Below are 21,990 nucleotides of genomic sequence, written 5' to 3'. Positions count from 1 at the left end.
CCATGAAACCTTCTATTGCACTGGATCTAAAACGAGCAGCCGTCCGCGAGGTCGTCGGTCGATTTCGTACGTCCAACCCTCGTGTATTCGGTTCGGCGTTACTCGGGACAGATAAAGAGGGGAGTGACCTTGATTTGCTGGTGGACGCTCTCCCTGGGGCCACGCTTTTCGATCTCGGAGGGCTTCAAGTCGAGCTTGAGGATTTGCTGGGGGTCAGTGTTGATCTGCTGACGCCGGGAGATCTTCCGCTGAAATTTCGTCAGCAAGTACTCGAACAGGCTCGTCCGGTATGACTGTTAACCGTCTCGGCGATTACCTTGACCATATGCGACAAGCCGCTGGCGATGCGCTGATCTTTGTCGAGGGCTTGAGTAAAGAAGAGTTTTTTGAAGACTAACGTACCCAGCAAGCGGTGATCATGAGCCTCATCATTATTGGTGAAGCAGCCACTAAAGTAATGGATGGCTATTCGGATTTTGCGAGAGAAAACTCTCAGGTGCCGTGGCGCAGCATGCGAGGTATGCGCAATCGTATTGCTCACGGCTACTTCGATATCAATCTTGAAGTGGTGTGGGATACCGTTCAGACGGCACTGCCTGAGTTGTTGAAGGTTTTACCCATCGATCAAACCTGATTGCACCTGCCCCAGCAGGTGCAATCAATTTCGTTTACGGCATCACCGGCGCCGTATACGTCAACGTCGTCCCCAGCGCCCACAGCAGAAACAGCACCAGCGGCGTGTGCACCAGCAGTTGCACGAACGAGAAGCCGATCAAGTCCCGCGCCTTCAGCCCGAGCACGCCCAGCAGCGGCAGCATGTAGAACGGGTTGATCAGGTTTGGCAGGGCTTCAGCCGCGTTGTAGATCTGCACGGCCCAACCCAGGTGGTAGTTCAGGTCGGTGGCCACTTGCATGACGTACGGCGCTTCGATAATCCATTTACCGCCGCCGGAGGGGATGAAAAAACCGAGAATCGCCGAGTAAACGCCCATCAGCACCGCATAGGTGTCGTGGGACGCAATGCTGACGAAAAAGGTCGAGATGTGGTGCGCCAGGGTCTGAGCGTCGGAGCCTTTGACCGTGGTCATCAGCGCAGCGATCGAGCCGTAGAGCGGAAACTGGATCAGCACGCCGGTGGTGGTCGGCACCGCGCGGGACACGGCATCGAGGAAGCTGCGTGGACGCCAGTGCAGCAGCGCGCCGAGCATGATGAACAGGAAGTTGTAAGTGTTCAGGCCCGAGATCGCGCTGATCGCCGGTTTGGTCGAAAACTCGTGGAACAACCATCCCGCCGCCAGCAGCACCAGCAGAATTGTCAGCAGCGGACTGTGCTCCAGCCATTCGCCGGGACGGGTGCGCGGTTGCAGCGGCGGCAGGTTGAAACTCGGGTCGATACCGCAGGCTTCGGCGTCGCGGGCTGTTTTTGGCCCCGGCGCGGTCGCGTAGGCAATGATCAGCGAGATCACGATAAGCGCCAGCAACATGACGCCGGACTGCCAGAGAAAGATCGTTTGAGTGAACGGAATGACACCGGTGATCGACAGAATCGACGGCGGCAGGCTGGCCGGGTTGGCCTGCAATTGCGCGGCGGACGACGACAGGCCCAAGGCCCACACAGCGCCAAGGCCCAGATAGGCTGCAGCACCGGCAGCGCGGTAATCCATTTTCAGATCGGTGCGGCGGGCGAGGGCGCGCACCAGCAGACCGCCGAATACCAGCGACAAGCCCCAGTTCAGCAGTGACGCGACCATGGAAATCAGCGCGACCCAGGCGACGGCCGAGCGGCCGTTTTTCGGGATCCGGGCCAAGCGGTCGATGAGCTTCACCGCAGGCGGGGAGCTCGCGACCACATACCCGCCGATCACCACAAACGCCATCTGCATGGTGAACGGGATCAAACTCCAGAAACCATCACCGAAGGCCATCGCTGCATCGGAGGGTTTGGCACCCATGGCCATGGTGGCAACTGCAACGATGATCACCGCCAGCGCAGCAAATACCCAGGAGTCGGGGAACCAGCGTTCGGCAAAACTTGAGCAGCGCAGGGCAAAGCGGGCGGAGCGGGTATCTTCGATATCAGCGGCCACGGGAGTACCTCGAATTTTTATGTTTATTGTGGTCTTTGAGGCCGCGAAGACCCGTCCGGACAGGTGCCAACAGTAAATCAATCAGTCATATTTTGTGACGAAGATTAACCAGTCTGAGACTTTGGTCTAACGGGTTGTCCGTGGGCGCGTTTGCGTAGACCATGGGCGCCTTGGTTTTTTGCCCATGCCAGAGTTCTTTCATGACTGCCGACACCCACTCGCGCCCGGCGCCGTTCAGCCGCTCGGACTACAAGACCCTTGGCCTGGCGGCCCTTGGCGGGGCGCTGGAAATCTACGACTTCATCATTTTCGTATTTTTCGCGCTGACCCTCAGCCAGCTGTTCTTCCCGCCGGACATGCCCGAGTGGCTGCGCTTGCTGCAAAGTTTCGGGATCTTCGTGACCGGTTACCTTGCGCGGCCGTTGGGCGGGATTCTGATGGCGCATTTCGCTGACCGGTTGGGGCGCAAGAAGGTTTTCAGCTTGAGCATCCTGATGATGGCGCTGCCGTGCCTGCTGATCGGGATCATGCCGACTTACGCCCAGATCGGCTATTTCGCTCCGCTGCTGTTGTTGTTCCTGCGCGTGCTGCAGGGCGCGGCGGTAGGCGGTGAGGTACCGAGTGCCTGGGTGTTCGTCGCCGAGCACGCGCCGGCCGGGCATCGCGGTTATGCCCTCGGATTCCTGCAGGCCGGGCTGACTTTTGGCTACCTGATCGGCGCCCTGACGGCGACCTTTCTGGCGCAGGCGTTCACCCCGGCGGAAATCCTCGATTACGCCTGGCGTTACCCGTTCCTGCTGGGCGGCGTGTTTGGGGTGATTGGTGTCTGGCTGCGCCGCTGGCTCAGCGAAACCCCGGTGTTCATGGCCATGCAGGCTCAGCGCGATGCCGCCGTCGAGCTGCCGTTGCGCACCGTCTTGCGTGAACATCGTCTGGCGATATTGCCGGCGATGATCCTCACCTGCGTGCTGACGTCGGCGGTGGTGGTGTTCGTCGTCATCACCCCGACCATGATGCAAAAGACCTTCGGCATGACCGCCAGCCACACCTTCGCCTTGAGTGCCTTGGGCATTGTGTTCCTGAACATCGGCTGCGTACTCGCCGGGCTGCTCGTCGATCGCATCGGTGCCTGGCGCACGGTCATGCTCTATAGCCTGCTGTTGCCCCTGGGCATTGGCGTGCTCTACACGTGCCTGATCAGCGGCGGCCAGTGGATTGGCTTGGCGTATGCGATTGCCGGGCTCGGTTGCGGGGTGGTCGGCGCGGTGCCGTCGGTGATGGTCAGCCTGTTTCCGGCGCGGATTCGCGTCTCGGGGATTTCCTTCACCTACAACATTGCCTACGCGGCATGGGCGAGCATCACACCGCTGTTGCTGATCGGCCTGATGCCATGGAGTCCGTGGATTTGCGTGATCTTCAGCGCGGTAATGGGCGCGGTGGGTGTGAGCAGCGCGGCTTACTTCGGTGCGCGGATGCCACGGATCGAACGCCGCCCGGCCGCCGGCGCGGCATGAATGAACAGTCTGTCAGATGTGCCGCAACTATTTTTGTAGGACAACCCTGAAACACTCTTCAGAAAACATCCGCAAGGCCGATGGTTAGGCTGCATACCGCTTTCCATCCCTGTCCATCGGTGCTTTCCATGTTCAACAAACGCTTGAAGCAGGAGCTGTCGGCTCTTCGCGAAGAACTCTCCAGCCTTCAACAAGTGAAGGAAAGTCTGGAAAGCGAGATGCTGGTTCTGACCCTGGATCCTGATGGGCGGATTCAATCGGTCAACCAGAACTTCCTCGGCGAGATGCGCTACAAGAGCAGCGACGTGATTGGCCGGCACCTCGAAGACATCGTCCCGGCCCATGTGAAATCGGACGAATTCCACCACCGCTTCAAGGCTGCGCTGACCCGTGGTGAGCATTTTGCCGGCACCGTGCGCTTGCTGCGTGGCAATGGCCAGGAAGCCTGGCTGCGCTCGATCGCGCAACCGGTGCGGTCTTCGCAAGGTCGCATCAAACACTTCTCGATTTACTCCAGCGACCTGACCCGCACCATCGAAGCGTCCCGCGAGCATGAAAACCTGATCGGCGCCTTGGTGCGTTCGACGGCGGTCATCGAATTCGATCTCAATGGCAACGTGCTGGCGGCCAACGAGCGGTTCCTCAGCGGCATGGGTTACAGCCTGGCGCAGATCAAAGGCAAACATCACCGTACTTTCTGCGAACCGGAGGAGCACAACAGCGCTGAATACCAGAATTTCTGGCGCCGCCTGAACGCCGGCGAGTTTGTGGCTGGCCGGTTCAAGCGTAAGGACAACCACGGTCGTGTGGTCTGGCTGGAGGCGTCCTACAACCCAGTGGTGGACGCCAACAACACGCTCTACAAAGTGGTGAAGTTCGCCACGGTGATCACCGATCAGGTCAATCAGGAGCAGGCGGTCGCCGAAGCGGCCAACATCGCCTACAGCACCTCCCGGCAAACCGATCAAAGCGCCCAGCGCGGTACTGCCGTGGTGACCCAGGCAGTGGACGTGATGCGTGAGCTGGCCAGGCACATGCAAACCGCCGGCGAAGGCATCGAGGCGCTGAACGAGCAATCGCTGGTGATTGGCACCATCGTCAAAACCATCAGCGGCATTGCCGAACAGACCAACCTGCTGGCGCTTAACGCGGCCATCGAAGCGGCGCGTGCCGGTGAACAGGGCCGAGGTTTTGCCGTGGTTGCGGACGAGGTCCGGCAACTGGCTTCGCGCACCAGCCAGGCCACCGATGAAATCGTTGGCGTGGTGCGCCAGAACCAGGACATGGCGCGCAATGCCGTGGCCCTGATGACCGACGGTCAACTCCAGGCAGAGCAGGGCCTGGCGCTGGCGGCGGAGGCGGGCACGGTGATCGTCGAGATCCAGGACGGCGCGCAGAAAGTGGTGAACGCGGTCGGGCAGTTTGCCAATCAACTGGCGACTTGATACCTGCGGACCTTTTGGAAATCGCTACAATCGGCGTTTTCCAAAGGAGCAGCCCTCATGAGCGTTTCTCACCGCCGTCCGGTTCCCTTGTCCAAGGCTTATCGCCTGCTCAATCACGGGCCAACCGTGCTGGTCAGCGCGGCGCATGACGGCCAGCGCAATATCATGGCTGCCGCCTGGGCCATGCCGCTGGACTTCGAGCCGCCGAAAATCGCCGTGGTGCTGGACAAGTCCACCTGGACCCGACAACTGCTGGAAGCGTCGGGAACCTTCGTTTTAAACGTTCCCTGCGCTGCCCAGGCCGATATCGCCCAGACCGTTGGCTCGACCTCTGGCCTGGAACTGACTCAGGGGCAGGGCCTGGACAAGTTTCAGGTCTATGGCCTGCAGACGTTCAACGGTGAGCTGATCGACGCACCGATGCTTGAAGGTTGCGTCGCATGGCTGGAATGCCGACTGTTGCCAGAGCCCAATAATCATCAGCAATATGACCTGTTCCTGGCCGAGGTGATTGCCGCTCAGGCCGATGAACGCGTGTTCAGCGAGGGTCGCTGGCACTTCCAAGGGCATGATGCATTACGCACCTTGCACCATGTGGCTGGCGGGCATTTCCTGACGATCGGCGACCCGGTGGACGGCCAGACCTTGCAGCCGTAGGCCGCTGCCTTTCACACCCATATGTCATTCTGCGCCGTGCGTTCACCGCCTTCGCTGCCCGTGTTCAGTACACCCTTGGGTTCGATCAGCAGCAGTTTCACTTCCTGCACGGCGGAGGGTTTGTGCTCGACACCCTTTGGCACCACATACATTTCGCCCGCGTTCAACAGAACGTGGCCGTCGCGAAAGTCGATGCGCAATTGCCCTTCGAGAACAATGAAGGTCTCGTCGGTATCCAGGTGTTCGTGCCAGATGAAATCCCCCAGCAGCTTCACCACTTTGAACTGGTAGTCGTTCATCTCGGCGATGACCCGAGGGCTCCAGTGCGAGTCGATCCGGGCGATTTTTTCAGCGAAGTTCAGGCTTTGATAAGCGGTCATGACGCAAGCTCTCGTGGTTGATCGTGACTCCACGATAGTCAGCACGACAGCAGGCTTCTTGTACGATTGTGCGCGGCTCAGCGGCGGTGCATTTTCATCCACCTGGCCGGCGACAGACCGTAGGTCTTGCTGAATTGCCGGGTCATGTGGCTCTGGTCGGTGAAGCCGGCGATCAGCGCGGCGCTGACCAGTGACTGGTCCTGGATCAGCAGTGTGCGGACCAGGTCTAGACGACGCATGGTCAGGTATCGATAAGGGCTGGTGCCGAACAACAGGCGAAAATCCCTCGATAGACTCCAGCGATCCCGGCCGCTGTGTTGCGCCAGTTCCTCCAGGGTCACGGTGCGATCCAGGGCACTGTGGATGAGCTCCCGCGCGCGCTCCGCCGCCACGTAGTCGAAGCGCTGGCGTTTACCGGGCGCGCCGGAGACGGTGCTCAAGGCGTGTGCCAGATCGAACAATGCGTCCTGTTCTTCCAGCGGGTCGAGCGGGTCATCCAGGCTTTGCATCAGCACATCGGTGGCGGCGAACAAGTGTGGATCAGTGGACAGGCCTGTCTTGATAAACGGCAATGGCTGGCCGCCGAGTATCTGTTGGATCAGCGCCGGCTCGATGTACATCATGCGGTAGCGAAAACCGCTGTCCGTGCCGGCTTCGCCATTGTGGAGTTCATCCGGGTGCAGGACCAAGGTGCCGCCCGGCAGGCTGTGACGCCAACCACCGCGGTATTGAAAGCTCTGCACCCCGTCCAGCGTGCGGCCGATCGCATAGGTGTCGTGGCGATGAAGGTCGTAGCCGTGACCGGCAAAAAACGCCTCGATACGCTCCAGCCCGCCGATGTTGGGCGCGCGGTGGAACCAGTCGATGGGAGGCGTGTGCTTGGCCATGGCGATGTTGTCTTAAGGTCAATGAAGAACACGTTAACCCAGTGCCCCCTCACCTGTCTGCTGGCCGATAAAACCCATGGGGCTGCTAGAAAACCTCCGGTAAATGTTGCAAGGTATCGAGCATTCTCTGAAGCCACGAAGGCGCCTCACACCATGGAAATGACTCATCTGAGCTACGCTGCACCGCTGTTGTCTCTGGCGCTGTTATGGACGGTCGCGGTAGTGACGCCGGGGCCCAACTTCTTCAATACCGCGCAATTGGCCGCCAGTTGCTCCCGTCGTCATGGCGTGGTGGCCGCATTGGGCGTGGCGACTGGCACCGTGCTCTGGGGACTGGCGGGAGGCTTGGGCATCAAGTCCCTGTTCAGTGCGGCGCCGACGCTGTACTTAAGCTTCAAGATTGCCGGTGGTTGTTACCTGATCTATCTGGGCTTGAAGCAGTTCAAGCGCACTCCGGCGGTGATGCCGGGCGACAGCGTCTCGTTGAACGGGGTGGGGCGCACGCTGCTCTCGGCTTATGGCCTGGGCTTTGTCGGCAATATGACCAATCCCAAGGCAGCGCTGTTCGTCGCGACGATTTTCGCCACGGCCATGCCTGCTTCTCCGCCGCCGATGTTGCTCGCGCTGGCCGTGCTGACGATGGCGACCTTGTCGTTCAGTTGGTATTGCAGCGTCGCACTGCTGTTTGCCAGCCGTCGCGTCGCGGGCGCCTATGAGCGTTCGCGCAAATGGCTGGATCGCTTCGCCGGCAGTTGCTATCTGCTGTTCGGCGCGCATCTGGTGGCCAATCGTTGAGGTGTATGGAATGAGCAAACTGCGGGTAGGCATTATTTTTGGTGGTCGTTCGGCAGAGCACGAAGTGTCGCTGCAGTCGGCGAAAAACATCGTCGATGCGCTGGATCGGTCGCGCTTCGAACCGGTGCTGATCGGCATCGACAAGCAAGGTCATTGGCACCTCAACGACCCTTCGAACTTCCTGCTCAATCAGGAAAACCCGGCCCTGATCGCCCTCAACCAGTCCAACCGGGAACTGGCCGTGGTGCCGGGCAAGGCCAGTCAGCAATTGGTCGAAACCTCCGGCCAGGAACTGCTGGGCCACGTCGACGTGATCTTCCCGATTGTGCACGGCACGTTGGGTGAAGACGGTTGCCTGCAAGGCTTGCTGCGCATGGCGGATTTGCCCTTTGTCGGCTCCGACGTGCTCGGCTCTGCAGTCTGCATGGACAAGGACATCAGCAAACGCCTGCTACGTGACGCCGGGCTGGCGGTCACGCCGTTCGTGACCCTGACCCGCGCCAGCGCCGCACGCACCGGGTTCGCCGAGGTCCACGGCAAACTCGGCCTGCCGCTGTTCGTCAAACCGGCAAACCAGGGGTCGTCCGTGGGCGTGAGCAAGGTCAGCGACGAAGCCGAGTACACGGCGGCAGTTGAACTGGCCCTGGGTTTCGATGAAAAAGTATTGATCGAGTCCGCCGTCAGCGGCCGCGAGATCGAGTGCGCCGTACTCGGCAACGAGGACGCCATCGCCAGCGGGTGTGGCGAGATCGTGGTGCGCAGCGGCTTCTACTCCTACGACAGCAAATACATCGACACTCAAGCGGCAGAGGTCGTGGTGCCGGCCAACATCAGCAGCGAGGCCAGTGAGCGTATCCGCGCCTTGGCCGTCGAGGCGTTTCAAGTGCTCGGCTGCTCCGGTCTGGCGCGGGTCGATGTGTTCCTGACCGACAGCGGCGAAGTACTGATCAACGAAATCAACTCGTTGCCCGGCTTTACCCGCATCAGCATGTACCCCAAACTCTGGCAAGCCACCGGCATGACGTACAGCGAGCTGGTCAGCCGCTTGATCGATCTGGCGCTGGAGAAACACAAGGCACGGCAAGCGCTGAAGATCGCTCGCTGAGCGGCGCACGACTATTCAATCAAGGATTTATGGATGAGCGATTCAATGGTGACCCTGTTTTCCTACGGCACCTTGCAGGACAAAGCCGTGCAACAGGCCAATTTCGGGCGCGAGCTGGCCGGCAGTGCCGACGCGATGCTGGGTTACGAGCAGTCCTGGGTTGAAATTACCGACCCTGAGGTGTTGGCCACTAGCGGCAAGAATCACCATCCGATTCTTCGTCCGGGCAGCGACAGCAGCGCGCCAATTCCGGGGATGGTGTTCCAGATCACCCCCGAGGAACTGGCCGCCGCCGATAGCTATGAAGTGTCGGATTACAAGCGGGTCAGTGTGGTCCTTCAATCCGGGATTGAAGCTTGGGTGTACGTGAGCGCCTAGTGTGCCTTCGTGATATCCGGTGAGCCGGGGAGGGGAGATTTTCAGCGTCGGCCAGTACGATTCGGCCGACGCTTGATCAAGCTTGTTTCATAGGTTTAATCAGACTCTCTGCTGGTATTCCGAACAGATCATGTAGTTTCCATATCATCGGGAGCGTCAACGCACGCTTGCCATTAAGCACTTCGTAAACCCGGTTTGTCCGGCCAATGGCAGGCGCAAGGTCCGCTGCGGAAAGACCTGATTGCTCCATGCGAAATTTTATCGCATCGATTGGATTGGGCAGATCAACCGGAAACTGCTTTGATTCATAAGCTTCGATCAGCGTGATCATGATGTCGAAATAATCCCCTTCAGGGGTGCCAGGCTCTGGCTCATTGTCGAATAGGGCAGATACATTCTTGAGGGCTGCGCGATAGTCCTCATCGGTGTGGATCGGATGAATGTTCATTGATTACTCCATCTCGACGGTATCGGCGTCGATTGCGTCGTACTGTTTGTGAGTGCCGACAAATTTTATGTAAACGGCGCCGAAGCGATAAGCGACAGCGACTACCAACCGAAAGTCATTACCCTTGATGTTGAACACGACTCTACGGCTCTTGAGAATGCTGGCGGTAGCAAAGTGCGCTTTTATGTTCGCAGGTGTTTTCCACTCGGCATTTCTTGCCTCGTCAATCCAGGCCAGGAAGGATTGTTCCGAGTTTGGGTACTTCCTCCAAAAACTTTTAAGCTGACTAATGGCGATAATTCTCATGGCGTGATCCTAGTCCCGTGATGGGACTGATGCAAGTCTGTGGAGGTGTGGCCGATGGGAGGAGCGGATTCGAATTTGTACATAGATGCTTCGGGTGGCCGAACTGATGCGAAAAATGATCTTTGAACTCTATCGAAGACGCAGTGGTTTGCAGGTAGGAAAAGTCGGCGGGAGATAGCCGATCAGGACTCATTACATACAAAAAAGGCCTACCTCCCGGTAAGCCTTTTCCACCCTCTGTAGGACTCAATCCCCCAACGCCGCCCCCTCACGCCGAGGATCGGCCCCGCCCGCCAACGAAACCTTCCCCTGCGCATCCTTCACCCGAACAATCGCCTGGGTGCCGCTGGTCATGTCGATCTCGTTCACGCTGTGTCCTTTGTCCTTCAACGCCTGAATCAGCCCGGCGCTGAACTGGCCTTCTTCCAGTTCCGTCGGGCCGTTGCGGCTGCCGAAGTTGGGCAGGCTGATGGCCGCTTGCGGGTCGAGGTTCCAGTCGAGCAGGCCGATGGTGGATTTGGCGACGTATTCGATGATCTGCGAGCCGCCGGGCGAACCGAGGGTGGCGAGGAATTCGCCGCTCTGGCGATCGAAAATCAACGTCGGTGCCATGGAGGAGCGGGGGCGTTTGCCGGGTTCGACGCGGTTGGCGACTTTCTGCCCGTTCTCTTCCGGGATGAACGAGAAGTCGGTCATCTGGTTGTTGAGCAGGAAACCCTGAACCATCACGTGCGAGCCGAATGCGGATTCGACGGTGGTGGTCATGGACACCGCGCCACCTTCGTCATCGACCGCCACCACTTGCGAGGTGGAGATGCGCAGCGGCGAGCGGTCCGGTGCGTAGGCGACCTTGATGCCCGGCGGGGTGCCGTGTTTGGCCGTGCCCATGCTGCGATCACCGATCAGGGCGGCGCGGCTGGCCAGATACGTCGGGTCCACCAGACCTTTGACAGGGACGGGCACGAAGTCGGCGTCGGCCAGATAGAGCGCGCGATCCGCGTAGGCCAGGCGCTCGGCTTCGGAAATCAGGTGTACGGCTTCGGGGGCCGGCTCGATGCCGGCGGGTTTATCCGTCTTGAGCGGTTTCATTGAGGCCAAGGCAAAGCGCGGATCGCGAGCCTCCAGCGCCTGGAGTGTGCCGAGGATCTGCGCCACGGCGATCCCGCCCGATGACGGCGGCGGCATGCCGCAGACCTGCCAGCGTTTATAGTCGGTGCACAGCGGCGCGCGTTCCTTGGCCTTGTAGCCTTGGAGGTCGTTGAGCGACAGGCTGCCAGGGTTGGCGTGGCCCTGAACCTTGGCGACGATTTCTTGCGCAATCGGCCCTTTGTACAGCGCATCCGGCCCTTCTTTGGCGATGCGTTTGAACGCTGCGGCCAGTGCCGGGTTTTTCAGCTGAGTCCCGGTCGCTTTCGGGCTGCCATCAGCATTCAGAAAATACGCCACCATGTCCGGCGAGCGTCGCATGGACGAGTCTGAAGCGATCAACTGATGCAGGCGCGGCGAGATGGCGAAGCCTTGCTCCGCGAGTCTGATGGCCGGTTCGAACAGCTGCGCCCACGGCAGACGACCGTGCTTCTGATGGGCCAGCTCAAGCGCTCGCAACACGCCCGGCGTTCCCACTGAGCGACCACCAATCTGCGCCTGGGTGAAGGCCATCGGTTTGCCGTCGGCCTGTAGAAAAAGTTTCTCTGTCGCGCCGGCCGGTGCGGTTTCGCGACCGTCGTAAGTGCGCACGTTCTTGCCCTCCCACAACACAATCAACGCACCGCCGCCGATGCCCGAGGATTGTGGCTCCACCAGCGTCAGCACCGCTTGCATGGCAATCGCGGCGTCAATCGCCGAGCCACCCAGACGCAGCATCTCCCGCCCGGCTTCGGCTGCCAGAGGGTTGGCCGCTGCCGCCATGTGTTTCGAGGCGTGCCGGGTTTGCAGGTCGGTGCGATAACCCGAGGCGACTTCCGGTGCGACTGGCAACGTTGAAGTCGGCGGGGCGTTGCAGGCAGCAAGGGTCAGCGCGGTGGCGATCAGCGACAAGGCTGACAGGCGATAGCGGCTCGAGTGGAAGGCTGAAAACACGTGGGGCACTCCGTCCGTGGGAAAAGATCAGGGGACTTTATCGGCCGACAGGGCGAGGTGCAAACCACGGACTACAGCAAAGACGCTTTTGTCCTTCATGAGTCAACGGATTTTCTGTAGGGTCGAGGGAACAGACCAGCCAGAAGATCAACAAGAGGCAGCCATGCAGACCGAGTTTCCCACGCGGCCGAGTTACCGCACGCAACGTGAGCAATTCCTCGCGATGGCGACGGCGGCCGGAGCGACGCTGACCGAGTATCCGCACCCACTCAAAGGGCCATTCGGCGAGTCCCTGAGCACCGATGTGGCGGTGTTGGGCGATCCGGGTGCCAAGCGACTTCTGATCGCGTTGAGCGGCACGCACGGGGTGGAAGGCTTCTATGGTTCCGGTTGTCAGATCAAGTGGATGCAGGAGTTGGGCAAGCGTTCACTGCCGGGCGATGTCGCGGTGGTGATGATCCACCTGATCAATCCCTGGGGCACCGCGTGGCTGCGCCGGGTCAACGAAGACAACATCGACCTGAACCGCAATTACCTGAACTTTACGCGCCCGCTGCCGGACAATCAGGCTTACGCAGCGCTGCATGAAATCTACGCTTTCACTGAGTTGCGAGGCCCCGAGCGTGACCGCGCCGATGCCTTGCTCGACGGGCAGATTCGCGAACACGACTGGCCGGCGGTGATGTCGATTGTCGAGGGCGGCCAGCACGGTCATCCCGATGGCCTGTTTTATGGCGGGCTGGCGCCGAGCTGGTCGAACCGCACGCTGCATCAAATTATGCAAAAACATATTTCCCACGCCGAGGTCGCGATGTGTTTCGACTTGCACACCGGTGCTGGCGAGTACGGTCATCCGATGCTGCTGACCATCACCGAGGCCGCTTATCCAGCACTACCCGATGCGCAGGCCATCTACGGGCCGTGGCTCTACACGTTGCTGACCGGCGCCGATACCTTGAGTGAAACCGGCGTTGCAGCCACCGCTACGGGTTATACCTCGCAGGCACTGATCAGTGCGTTGCCGCAGGTAAAACTGATGCCATTTGTGATCGAGTGCGGGACTTACCCGGGGGCGGACGTTCATCGTCATTTGCGCGATGACCACTGGCTGCACCTGCACGGCAATCCGAGTGATGCCGTGGGGCGTGAGATCAAACTGAACCTGCTGGAGCAGTTTTATCCCGCCGACAGCGACTGGCAGGCGATGGTCTGGCTGCGGACCTGGCAGATTTGGGAGCGAGCGTTGTCGGCGTTGCCGACGGTTCGTTCCTGACGTGCTGTTCAGGCACTTTTCTCGGGGCATAAAAAAACGGCCTACCTTTCGGTAAGCCGTTTTTAGTACTTGGTGGCTACACAGTCATTTGAACTGAGTCGTAAAGTGACTGTATTTAAAGGGTTTTGTTAGGTGTTAATTTGTTGGGGATACACCAGGGGATACACGGCGCTTGCTGCTGGGCCATTTTTACCCGTTTTCGCCATCTGTTCGAGGCGCACCAAAACTGGCGATGTTTCGTGTTCTCGCTTTCAGATGAGCGGGCTTATTCGACCCGTTGAGACGGTATCGCAATTGGCGCGGCCTCCTGACTTCGCAATTTCGGTGAGTGCTCCATCTGCTGAATCGAATTTACATCGTCGATCTCATCGGTGCTCACAGGGGCTATTCGGTCAGCGAGCACTAATGCCGTGACCAAGACGACAAAGCCAAGTATCACGGGGAATGAGCCTCGCCAAAATATGATTCGTTGGCGGCGTTGATGTGCGTTCATTTGGTAACCACCGTTCAGTTCGATAGCTGGCGTTCGCTGACTGCTAACTCTATATGCAATGCAGATCTCGCTCTCTGCGATAGCCAACCCGTGAAAGCCATTTGCTGACCGACTTGCCCCCTAGGATTCGCCATCTACACTGACCTCAGCTGAAGGATCGGCGCCCCGTGTTGAAAAACAGCCCGCCCCCGTGCGGGCTTTACCGAGTTTTATTCAGCGTCGAAACCAAACGGTAATTCCAGTGTTTGGCCTTTCCGCTGCATGACCTGATCGACCATCTTCATAAACTTACTCCAGCCCCAACCGTTCGCTAGAGATAGCCGCTGAAGGGTAAGAATGGACTGTAAATGATTGGCCAGCATGGGGTCGCCAATGTCGCTACTGAGCCACTGATGCAACTTGTTTTCCCTTTGACCCTTTTCGTCTTTCGGGCTTTTTTCTTCCAGTTCTTTCAGCAGCCCCGGCGCCATGCGGTCATAGACGAGATCGCGCGTATAACCAGCGACAGCGCTGTATCTATTCTTCTTCATGCCAGTCCAAGGCCAGCCGCGTAACTTGTAAATATTTTCATAAAACTCATCGGGAAATTTCTTGGCCCATACGGCCAAATCCTTTCTGACAATCATCTCTAGATATTGCTGAAGCGCATCGCGTGGGCGCGCAGCTTGATACCCGGTCGCCTCATCAACCAGGGCGACAATGCCTACTTCCGCAATGCTGCGAAGCAGCAGCTCAGCCATATCAGCAATTTTTGTTTGTCTGGGACCGAGAACGCCGTCTTTACGGGCGTCCAGCCAGATGGAGCAGATCCGCGGAATTATCGCGGCAGGTATTCCGTGAGCGGTGCCGCCCGATGCTGACCTGTACCGCAGCGGCGTTATGTGCACATCATCTAAGTGCCTGATAACGTAAGGTAAAAGGTTCTTAAACGCGAGATATAAGGGTATCTGTGCACCGCCTGCTTCAGATGGATCGCGCCGCACAGAAAGCGCTCCGCTTCGGTACATGCCTAAGCCGGACATAAAGTCAGACTCGCTAAGCACTCGCGTGCCATCGGGCAGCACAGCGCATGGGAATGACAGTTCGCCGAACTTAAGCTCGCCAGCATATTCTGCGATAGGCAGCTCGTCACCATCCGAGCGCCACCTTGCGCGAGCGCCCTTGGCGGCGATTTCCTTTCTGCGTTCAGGGGTAAGGCTCTCGCTCCTGGCTATACCGCCCTTAGCTCGTCCGGTTGCCGTGGTCTCTTTAGGCATTGCAAGCACTCCAAGCTGTTTTGCTTGCATTATTGGCATTGGCAAAAGCAATTACAAGCATTTCGATCGTTATGCTTGCAACAAGCTAAAGCAGGCATAACAAACACCCGAGCCCGCCACTGAGCGGGCTTTTCCGTTCCTGCTCTACAGCCGCATCTCCCTGATGATTCGCCTCGGCTCCGCGCCCTGTGAGAGCGCACGCCTGGCATCCTTGGTGAGCTGGTCGAGTGCCTGGCTCTCAAACGCCTCGGCCATGGCTGCGGCCTTCCTCACGATCAGCAATGCCAGCTCGGGTGGAAATACCACCTTGTCGATGGGCAGGTAGTCGCAGTCGATAACGGACATGGGGTGGCCCTCGCAAATGTGGTCGTGTTCAACAGCCGTTGAACTGATATCCGATTATCGGATAACAACCCAAAATCTGGGTAGTTTGCTAGCGCCTCGACATACCGTGTTGATTCCTACACTGAGTGTCGATTTCAACACGCTGGACCTGTCAAAACCTGACATTCAAATCGCTGGTGACGGGTCATTCATGGGGTGTTTCCGCAACGGGGTCATTCGACTTCGATTTGACGGGGTTATGCTTCATTCATGGGGTGGTGTGTTCACAACGATTCATTCAACGTCGTTCGAACGTCATTCATGGCATGTTTCCGCAATCAGAGGGTTGCCAGGCGTCATTCATGGGGTTCGGTTTTCACAAACCGGCGTTCGTCAGTGAAAAGCACGCAGTTCCGTGTCAACCACGGTGGAAGGCAACCGTCCGATCTGGTAACCCTCAGTGGTCCGTTTTCCAAGGCTCCGCCCCCTGATAACGACTCCTTCAAAATTACGATGGATCAGATTGCGCCATCGGATCAGCGGGGAGCTCGGGCTTCTGGAAAAATTCGCGGGTGATTTCCTCAAGCGAAACATCACCCTGGTCAATAAACTCGACAACGCCGTTCTCATCGACAAATACTTGGGTATAACGCCCGTCAGTTGGTCGGTATACAAAAGCGGTCTGGTCATCCACGTCCATCTTGTCGCACAGGTCTCGGAGAACATACCTGATGTCAGCTGTCAGGCTAAGCCGCCCGGTCATCAGATCAACCAACAGGACCAGCTTTTTTCCGTTGTTGTCCGCCACCAAGTACGTCCAGTCACATAGGCACTTCTCACCAATGCCAGCCGCCGCCCACAGTGAAAGAAAATAATTCGTTATGGACAGGCCAAGGCGGTCCGCCTCAAGCCTGTAATCCAAGTAGGCTTGGTCGGGAATCACAAAGGTCAAGCGCCGTGGTCGCTTGTTTTCATCACCGGGTTCGCTCATGCGTTGTTGATCTCTTTGTAGTCGGCCCAAATCTTGTGGAAATACTGGACCATTGAAATGTCCAGGCCCCGCGCTTCATCCCTGTGAACGTCATGCTCAACCCACCTAATGGGGACGAGGGTAGTTTTGTGTTTGGACTATTCGTTAGGGGTACCGCGCTGTAATCGTAGGCCATTCATGGGGTGTTTCCACAACAGGGTCATTAGGGGCGCTTTGGGCCTCATTCATGGGGTTGGTTTCCGCAGACATGGCATTCACCTTTTTTACGGCGTGCAAAATGGGCTGAGACGTTCATTCATAGGGTGTTTTCGAGAGGGTCGGTGTTACCAGGTAAATGGTAACTTTTGGTGGAAACCAAAGTGGAAACCTTATTTTGGAAACCCTCACGACTCGCGCTATCTACTGTCTTTGGCCCGTCATCCAGGCTGTCGATCTCTAGTGCCAGGCGCGAGGTCTGAGTCATTGCTTTTCTCCGGACGTAAAAAAAACCGGCTCAGCAGCCGGTTTGGAGGTGATAAAAAAACGTCCGCAGGCGATCAGTTTTTAGCGTTCGTTGTATCGAGTGTGGGCGACTTGGGAACGGTTAGGGCTATTGATTCGTCCATCACAAGGAATTGTCCGACTCCCTTATTCTTTCCTTTTGGCCAAAAGGTTGCGCTCGCTGCTCTCATATCAAGAACCTTCCCGGTCCCAGCGGGCCATGTCTGGAAATAGCTCTCAGCGTCCTTTTTCCCGAATTGAGAGGTCATGTATTTGGCCATCGCTTCGTAGTCATTCTTGCCAGATGTGTCGATGAATGCCATGTACAGCTTTTTTTCGAAAAAGCACATTCTGGCCGATACAACGGTAATTCCAGGTACCTCATTCTGTAATGCCTTGGTTTCCCGGCAGTCAACGCCCGGGCTCGCCTGCACAGGTTTGAACTCGGGCCGCAGGTTCTCTGGGCTGTCTCCCAGAGCAACCCCCGCGAACTTGAATGAGGGGGTTCGCACTCTCGGAAATGGCGCGCCATCAATTTCAAACTTGAATTGCGCGGCCGGGGCAGATTGCAAGGATATCTCGATGAACACCATCGGCGAGAGGCCTACCGCTCCTGAGAAAGCAGAGGACCTAGTTGGAAGTAAAGTTGTTCTGGCGCGATCGACGGCCATCGACTCTTCTGTCACCGAGCCATCTCCAAACCTTACGCTCACATCACAGATGTCTTTGTCGCAGGCAATCTTTCCGCCGGATAGCTGGAAGACAATAGCCTGCTCCCTTGGTCCCTTATCGATCACCTGCATGACCAGAGACACTTCGGGGCTGTTATCCGCCTTCGCCTTTATGGTTGCGCTATGAGTTACCGTGCCCCGCATCTCATCTTTTAGCTCGTATCGTTCCCATGGCTCGGCAGTCGCGAGCGCTGTGTTCAATGAGCAAATTGCCAATAACAGACTTACAACTCCCTTCATTACCGCATCCTCATGTTAGATGGTGGCAATCTATCATTATCAAAGGTGGCACCCACAGCCCTGGCTTCGCTATCAGCCTTCTCGCTCATTAGATGAAATCGAGGATAAACATGACTTCGTCTACCTCAACCGTGCGAACTGAAACCATCCATGAAACCACTCTGGAATTCACGGTGGAAACCAGCGTATAGCAATTAGAGATTTGATTGCAGGCAGGTTGTCCAGGCTCGCGCAATGGTGGGTGCGAACCAGAGGTGCGAACCTCGAAGCGAACTTGCTGGGTGCGCCTCAGCGAGTGCGTACCGATGGTGCGTACCAATGCCGGACAACTCTGTCGCTGAGGCGGTTTCGCGCACTCCACCTGCGTGAAATGTCTGCGTGAAAAAACGCAGACAGGCACTTGACGCGGCTCATTCATGGGGTTGTGTGTTCACAAATGGGTTTGATGGTTTTGTAACCAGCGAAAAGTGGTCACTGATGGTGGTCACCGTGCTTGGTCACCGACACGGTATCCAGTCATTAGAAACCTCAAACCGTGGATACCTCGCGATCCGGTCAGCGCCCGCGACTTAACAAAACTTAACCTTTTTTCAGCGCGAAAACCTGTCAAAACCTGACATTTGGAAGGCGGCGGGGGCGGGTAACTTTGGTCACCACTCATTGATGGGGAGTAACCAGGTGGGGTGGTTACTTTTGGTGGTTACCGCGGTGGTTACCACGATCGGACAGTAACCGACGAGACAGACCATATGGTCTCAGTGGGATCATATGGTTTGTCTCAACCGCGCCACGTTTTCGTGATTCGCAGATCGTGGCGCGGATAGATGCAGCCTAGAGTTTGTGAATTTTGCTCAGTGAGCCACCCGGCCCCAGCAATTCACTGAACGATTCAGCGTGGACCGCCTTCATGTGCGCCACACCTCGGTCGATCAGGTCGAAGATCTCCTGGCCGATCTCATCATTGCAGAGAAGAACCCCCATGATCCGCCCCATGATCTCGGCGTTCAGATCCGCCCGTTCACGAAACTCACTTGGAGATGTCTGAGCGCCTACGCCCTCAAACACCACCGGGAAGATTGCACTGTTGATTACCTCATTCAACTTACCCGTATCTAGGTCTGAAATTTTCATCGATTTCTCCTTATCAGTTGCATTGCCGGTCCGTTCTGTTTGAGGTCGCGCAGCATCATCTCGTAGCCACCTTTCATGCCGCGAGTCGCGCCGTCATCCGCTGCCTGTTTAAGCTGTTGGGCTGTGTTTTCGTCAGGGTTGCCTTGGAAATAGAAATTCTGCTCGATAGGCGGAAGGCTCATTGATGCAGATGGCGTAGCTGCTCTGGAAGTGGTTGCACCGCCGCCAACGTAGCCGCCATCTGCATAGCCGCGCTTGTTCAGGCGCTCTAGGTAGTCGCGCATTCTTGGCTGTTGAACCACTTCCTTTTGAATCACAAACTCGCCGCCGTGCACAACACCCTTCGGCTCGTACTTCCCGCCGTCGCCGGTGTAGCCGCCGCCAGAGAACCCGTATTCCGATGAGTAGCCCGCCGTCGAAGCGCCGAGACTCGATGACGCAGCCCCGGGAGATCCGGCCGCGAGGCCGTTACTCGCCGCCGACGCACCTCCAGCAAATCCACTGAATAGCGTGCCGAAAATACCGACCGCAGCCTGGCGAATCTGGATGCGAACCAGGTCAGCGATGATGCCGTCAGCCAAGTCCTTGAACGACAACTTACCGGTCTGCACAAACTTGATAATGCCGTCTTCCATGCTGGTGAAAGCATTGGTGAACAGGCTCCGGGTTTGGCCGGCGACATCAGCGGCCTGCTCGGCGTAGTTCTGAAATGCTGATGAGGCGCCGATAGACCAATCCGACTGGGCCTTATCTACGTCCGAGTAATACTGCCGCTGCATGGCCAGACGGTCAGACAGGCTTTGCTGAATTAACGCATTCTCCTTGGCGTACAGATCGGGGCTGATTTTCCCAGTGTTGCGCTGCTCCAGGAGGTCGGCCGACTGCCTGGCGTAGTCGCGCTGGATGGCCATGTCCTGCTTGAGCCGGTCCCTCGCTTGGTCGCCGAGACCTATACCGGCAAGGTTTGAATCCAGCCCCTCTTTAGCGGTGCTGAGCCTGCTGCCTTGGTTGGCCTGGAACGCGGTAAGTTTCTCGACTTCCTCCTTGGCGGCCTTGCGCAGTTCGACTTCCTTCTCAAGTGCCGAGTTTTTTTTCAGTTGGGCGGTGATCAAATCCTGGCTGGCCAGTAGCGCCTTTTGATCGGCGGTGAGCGTACTTTTCGACTTGATGTCGGTGAGCTGCTGCTCCCACTTGATCAGAGCCTGCGCTTGGGCTCCGAGCTTCTGGGTGGCGATGCCTTGGTCGCTGATCGAAGCATTCTGCTGAAGTAACACGGCATTGGTCTGACGGGCTGCATCAAGCATCTTCAGGCCGGCGTCTTCGGTGTAAGCCTTGGTCGCCGCCGCCTTGGGCCCTTTGAACTTGTCGCGAATGGCCTTTTCGGACGCATCGGCGTCGGCCTGGGTGATCGTGTAGCCGGCCGCCCGCGCCGCATTGATGCGCTGCTGATCTTCGAGCAGGGCCTTGTTCCGCTTCTGCTCGAGACTCCCGGCAGCCTCGATGCTCTTCTGGAATTCCTCGTACGCCACTTGCCCATCACGCTGAACCCGGGCAGCCCGCGCGGCATCGTCAGCAGCCTTCTGCTCAGCCTTCGACTTCTTGTCGTAGACATCCAGCTCAGCCTGCAGTGAAGCGATCCGCTCTCTTGCGTTACCGTCCTCGTAACCAGTATCAAGGGTTGATTTCAGGTAGTTGATCTTCTGCTGAATCGCCTTTGTATCCGGACCGCTATCCGACTCGCGCCCGATACCAAGGATTTCGTCCCAGCCACTCTTCGCGGCGCCGGCGAGGTCATTCCAGGCCTTTTCGAGCGTGCCGAGGTTGGCCTTCATTGTCGCCGAGCGCTCGCCAAGTGCTTTGGCATAGGCCTCTTGCGCGATGGCTGCTGCCGCCTCCTTCTCGCCCATTTCCTGGGCTGCGCGCACCTGCTCGTAAACCGACGCGGTAAGGAAGTTGTACTTCTCATTCAGCTCGGCGACAGCCCTTACCGGATCGTCAGCAAGCCTGTTGAACTCAGCGACGGTCGCCGATACTGCCTGCCCGCTTGATTTTTCCCATGCGATCGCGGCAATCGCAATCTCTTCGAAGCTTGTGCTGGCGATCTTTCCTGATGCGGCAAGCTGGGCAAGCGCTGAGGCGGCCTGCCCGGTCGTTCCGACAGCGTCACCGACGCGCCTGGCCATCTCGGCAAGTGCTCCAGTAGTGGTTCCAGAGGCATTGCCTGTGGATACCAGAGACAGACGAAAGGCGTCCTGCTCTTTTGATCCTTGGTAGTAGGCCAGGCCAAGCGTCCCGACTGCCGCAGCTGCCACTGTGAACGGGTTGACCAAGCCGAGGACATAGCCGCCCAAGGCCTTGGCTGCAGGGCCGGCGCCGCCAAACATATCCTTGAGCTGGCCACCTTGCTGCAGAAACACGGTCAGAGGTGCCTGTCCGCCCTGCAATGACGTGGCGATATCGGTGAACTGCGCCGGTACGCCGCGCAGGGCTGCTGCTGTTTGCTTGGCGGTGTTGCCGGTACGGGTCAGAGAGTCGTCAAACCTTGTCAGACCGGCGCGAGCCTGGTTGATCTTGGCCTGATATTCGTCATAGGTGGCGGTGTCGAGCTTTCCGTCCTTGCGATGCTTCGCCAGCGCCTGCTCTTGTTTGTCCAGATCGCCAAGGCGACGGATTACCGGGTCAATCTGGCCCAGCAACTGCTCAAGCTCATCCGTCTCCGACTGAACGGACTTGGACGCCTTTTCGGCGCTCTTACCCATGGATTCCATGCCGGCGCCGGCCTTGTTCAGTGCCGGCTGAATTCTCAGGCCCGCATCCTCCAGCGCTTCTAGCGCCTTGCGCGTGTCCGCCGCCTTTGCCTCGGCGTCTCGACTGTCCAGCTCGATGACGAGCCGGGATGTTTGGGTCATATCAATTCTCCATCAATAAACAACGTTGTGGGCTGATGCCCGGTGGTGGTGCTCTGTGTCGCGGGGTTGGCCCGTCACCGT

At 58.1% G+C, this 21,990-nt stretch carries 20 protein-coding genes and 2 pseudogenes; 10 read left to right on the top strand and 12 right to left on the bottom strand.

Annotation, left to right across the window (positions count from 1 at the left end; translation table 11 throughout):
• Positions 1-2: 2 nt before the first annotated feature.
• Positions 3-293: a nucleotidyltransferase family protein gene (locus ACYZTM_RS10400; RefSeq protein WP_131063231.1), complete on the top strand. Its 291-nt coding sequence runs from the start codon at positions 3-5 to the stop codon at positions 291-293.
• 116 nt (positions 294-409) lie between these two features.
• Positions 410-634, top strand: a pseudogene (locus ACYZTM_RS10395) (HepT-like ribonuclease domain-containing protein); the annotation flags it as partial.
• 34 nt (positions 635-668) lie between these two features.
• Here ACYZTM_RS10395 and ACYZTM_RS10390 read toward each other — a convergent pair.
• Positions 669-2,087: a short-chain fatty acid transporter gene (locus ACYZTM_RS10390; RefSeq protein WP_461988517.1), complete on the bottom strand. Its 1,419-nt coding sequence runs from the start codon at positions 2,085-2,087 to the stop codon at positions 669-671.
• Between the two features lie 200 nt (positions 2,088-2,287).
• Between ACYZTM_RS10390 and ACYZTM_RS10385 the strand changes: the two genes are divergently transcribed.
• The 4 genes and pseudogenes from ACYZTM_RS10385 (at position 2,288) to ACYZTM_RS10370 (ending at position 5,703) form a co-directional block, all read left to right on the top strand.
• Complete coding sequence (locus ACYZTM_RS10385; RefSeq protein WP_131063229.1) at positions 2,288-3,601, top strand: MFS transporter; 1,314 nt, start codon at positions 2,288-2,290, stop codon at positions 3,599-3,601.
• An 80-nt stretch (positions 3,602-3,681) separates the two neighbouring features.
• Positions 3,682-4,506: pseudogene (locus tag ACYZTM_RS10380) on the top strand (PAS domain-containing protein); the annotation flags it as partial.
• On the top strand, positions 4,486-5,046 hold the full coding sequence (locus ACYZTM_RS10375) for a methyl-accepting chemotaxis protein (RefSeq protein ID WP_371928443.1): 561 nt from the start codon (positions 4,486-4,488) through the stop codon (positions 5,044-5,046). The pseudogene ACYZTM_RS10380 and the gene ACYZTM_RS10375, both read left to right, overlap by 21 nt.
• A 57-nt stretch (positions 5,047-5,103) precedes the next feature.
• The gene (locus tag ACYZTM_RS10370; RefSeq protein WP_131063227.1) at positions 5,104-5,703 is read left to right on the top strand and encodes a flavin reductase family protein; all 600 of its coding nucleotides are present in this window, start codon (positions 5,104-5,106) and stop codon (positions 5,701-5,703) included.
• Between the two features lie 11 nt (positions 5,704-5,714).
• Here ACYZTM_RS10370 and ACYZTM_RS10365 read toward each other — a convergent pair whose 3' ends face one another.
• Both ACYZTM_RS10365 and ACYZTM_RS10360 read right to left on the bottom strand, forming a co-directional pair.
• A complete protein-coding gene (locus tag ACYZTM_RS10365; RefSeq protein ID WP_131063226.1) occupies positions 5,715-6,083 on the bottom strand; it encodes a cupin domain-containing protein in 369 nt (122 codons plus the stop codon).
• A gap of 77 nt (positions 6,084-6,160) precedes the next feature.
• Positions 6,161-6,970, bottom strand: a complete 810-nt coding sequence (locus ACYZTM_RS10360) for an AraC family transcriptional regulator (protein ID WP_461988514.1) — start codon at positions 6,968-6,970, stop codon at positions 6,161-6,163.
• Positions 6,971-7,123: 153 nt separating this feature from the next.
• Here ACYZTM_RS10360 and ACYZTM_RS10355 point away from each other — a divergent pair, with 153 nt between their 5' ends.
• Genes ACYZTM_RS10355 through ACYZTM_RS10345 form a run of 3 tightly spaced genes read left to right on the top strand, consistent with a single transcriptional unit; the run spans position 7,124 to position 9,248 of the window.
• The gene (locus ACYZTM_RS10355) at positions 7,124-7,765 is read left to right on the top strand and encodes a LysE family translocator (RefSeq protein WP_461988512.1); all 642 of its coding nucleotides are present in this window, start codon (positions 7,124-7,126) and stop codon (positions 7,763-7,765) included.
• A gap of 10 nt (positions 7,766-7,775) precedes the next feature.
• Positions 7,776-8,870, top strand: coding sequence for a D-alanine--D-alanine ligase (ddlA, locus tag ACYZTM_RS10350; RefSeq protein ID WP_131063223.1), 1,095 nt, complete (start codon positions 7,776-7,778; stop codon positions 8,868-8,870).
• A gap of 33 nt (positions 8,871-8,903) precedes the next feature.
• Positions 8,904-9,248 carry a gamma-glutamylcyclotransferase family protein gene (locus ACYZTM_RS10345; RefSeq protein WP_461988509.1) on the top strand — a complete coding sequence of 115 codons (345 nt, stop codon included), beginning with the start codon at positions 8,904-8,906 and terminating at the stop codon, positions 9,246-9,248.
• A 76-nt stretch (positions 9,249-9,324) separates the two neighbouring features.
• On the opposite strand, the gene ACYZTM_RS10340 is transcribed toward ACYZTM_RS10345, so the two are convergent.
• The 3 genes from ACYZTM_RS10340 to ggt all read right to left on the bottom strand — a co-directional run bounded on the left by ACYZTM_RS10340 (position 9,325) and on the right by ggt (position 12,081).
• Positions 9,325-9,696 (bottom strand): helix-turn-helix domain-containing protein, encoded by a 372-nt coding sequence (locus ACYZTM_RS10340; protein ID WP_461955704.1) that lies wholly within the window; start codon positions 9,694-9,696, stop codon positions 9,325-9,327.
• A 3-nt stretch (positions 9,697-9,699) separates the two neighbouring features.
• Positions 9,700-10,002, bottom strand: a complete 303-nt coding sequence (locus ACYZTM_RS10335; protein WP_461988507.1) for a type II toxin-antitoxin system HigB family toxin — start codon at positions 10,000-10,002, stop codon at positions 9,700-9,702.
• Positions 10,003-10,248: 246 nt separating this feature from the next.
• A complete protein-coding gene (gene ggt / locus ACYZTM_RS10330) occupies positions 10,249-12,081 on the bottom strand; it encodes a gamma-glutamyltransferase (RefSeq protein ID WP_461988506.1) in 1,833 nt (610 codons plus the stop codon).
• Between the two features lie 163 nt (positions 12,082-12,244).
• Here ggt and ACYZTM_RS10325 point away from each other — a divergent pair, with 163 nt between their 5' ends.
• The gene (locus ACYZTM_RS10325) at positions 12,245-13,354 is read left to right on the top strand and encodes a DUF2817 domain-containing protein (protein WP_461988504.1); all 1,110 of its coding nucleotides are present in this window, start codon (positions 12,245-12,247) and stop codon (positions 13,352-13,354) included.
• Positions 13,355-14,056: 702 nt separating this feature from the next.
• On the opposite strand, the gene ACYZTM_RS10320 is transcribed toward ACYZTM_RS10325, so the two are convergent.
• The 6 genes from ACYZTM_RS10320 to ACYZTM_RS10295 form a co-directional block, all read right to left on the bottom strand.
• Positions 14,057-15,103: a P63C domain-containing protein gene (locus ACYZTM_RS10320; protein ID WP_461988502.1), complete on the bottom strand. Its 1,047-nt coding sequence runs from the start codon at positions 15,101-15,103 to the stop codon at positions 14,057-14,059.
• Between the two features lie 144 nt (positions 15,104-15,247).
• Positions 15,248-15,448 (bottom strand): hypothetical protein, encoded by a 201-nt coding sequence (locus tag ACYZTM_RS10315; RefSeq protein ID WP_461988500.1) that lies wholly within the window; start codon positions 15,446-15,448, stop codon positions 15,248-15,250.
• A 487-nt stretch (positions 15,449-15,935) separates the two neighbouring features.
• A complete protein-coding gene (locus tag ACYZTM_RS10310) occupies positions 15,936-16,418 on the bottom strand; it encodes a hypothetical protein (protein WP_461988498.1) in 483 nt (160 codons plus the stop codon).
• Between the two features lie 536 nt (positions 16,419-16,954).
• Positions 16,955-17,869 (bottom strand): hypothetical protein, encoded by a 915-nt coding sequence (locus tag ACYZTM_RS10305; RefSeq protein WP_461988496.1) that lies wholly within the window; start codon positions 17,867-17,869, stop codon positions 16,955-16,957.
• Positions 17,870-18,700: 831 nt separating this feature from the next.
• Positions 18,701-19,000, bottom strand: a complete 300-nt coding sequence (locus ACYZTM_RS10300; protein ID WP_461988494.1) for a hypothetical protein — start codon at positions 18,998-19,000, stop codon at positions 18,701-18,703.
• Positions 18,997-21,909 (bottom strand): phage tail tape measure protein, encoded by a 2,913-nt coding sequence (locus tag ACYZTM_RS10295; protein WP_461988492.1) that lies wholly within the window; start codon positions 21,907-21,909, stop codon positions 18,997-18,999. Before ACYZTM_RS10295 ends, ACYZTM_RS10300 begins: the two co-directional genes overlap by 4 nt.
• Positions 21,910-21,990 lie beyond the last annotated feature (81 nt).

The sequence above is a fragment of the Pseudomonas sp. MDT2-39-1 genome (assembly GCF_054898085.1).
Note: the sequence above shows the minus strand (reverse complement) of the source record. Positions and strands in the feature narration are given on the sequence as shown.